This is a genomic window from Vibrio sp. 03_296 (assembly GCF_002265885.1).
Genome location: NZ_NPKW01000848.1, coordinates 1 through 944, shown reverse-complemented (window position 1 = coordinate 944; position 944 = coordinate 1). Strand labels below are relative to the sequence as shown.

The window sequence follows — 944 nt, the reverse complement described above, 5'->3', positions numbered from 1 at the left end:
GTGATTGTAAAAGTTGACCCAACATGCCATCGGATTGCATCTTGTGTGACCTTACTTCGATCAAATCGAAGCCGCTGAAAACCATGCTCGATTGGTGCACTCGGGGCCGGTTGTTGGTTTGCACCCTATGTTTGGTCCCGATGTGCCGAGTTTAGCCAAGCAAGTGATTGTCTACTGTGATGGTCGAGGCGCTGAGCAATATCAGTGGTTACTGCAGCAGTTTAAAATTTGGGGTGCAAGCTTGTGCCAAATTGAGGCCAGCGAACATGACCACGGCATGACGTTAATTCAAGCGCTAAGGCACTTTACCTCCTTTGCGTACGGCATGCATTTGAGTCAGGAAAATCCAAGTTGATGAATACTGCTGAAACTGAGTTCGCCCATTTATCGTCTTGAGTTAGCGATGGTGGGTCGTCTGTTTGCCCAAGATCCAAATTTGTATGGTGACATTATTCTTTCGTCGCAAGAGAACATCGACATGATCAAGCGTTTCCATCGCCGCTTTGGCGAGGCGCTAGAGATGTTAGATCAGCACGATAAAACGCGTTTTGTTGACGTTTTACTCAAGTGAGTGACTGGTTTGGTGGTTACTCGCAGCAGTTTATGGCGGAAAGCCAAAATTTGCTCAAACAAGCGAATGACAACTTGCATCGCGATTAACCTTTAAGCGTATTAGCAATAGAAAGAGCAGCCTGATGCTGCTCTTTCTATTTTCGGCTTACCCATTACATTAGTTGGTTTGTAAGCTTGGGTCGAGTGTATTCTCTTCACTGGAAACCGTGTCAATACTGGTGTCACGATAGGGAGATTTGGTGAGATTGACTTGTAAGCGAACCACGTTATCAATCATCTTGACCAAAAGGACTCCATTTTACCGTTTTCTCTTTTTTCAAACAGATAGTTGAAGTCTCTTGGTTCCAATCCATGGTGTACTGTGGATTGAG

Annotated in this window: 2 pseudogenes; one reads left to right on the top strand and one right to left on the bottom strand. The window is 45.1% G+C overall.

Annotated elements, in window-relative coordinates:
* Window positions 1-20: 20 nt before the first annotated feature.
* Window positions 21-660, top strand: a pseudogene (gene tyrA / locus CIK04_RS28365) (bifunctional chorismate mutase/prephenate dehydrogenase); the annotation flags it as partial.
* A 70-nt stretch (window positions 661-730) separates the two neighbouring features.
* Here tyrA and CIK04_RS28360 read toward each other — a convergent pair.
* Window positions 731-944 (bottom strand): annotated as a pseudogene (locus CIK04_RS28360) (peptidase M23); the annotation flags it as partial.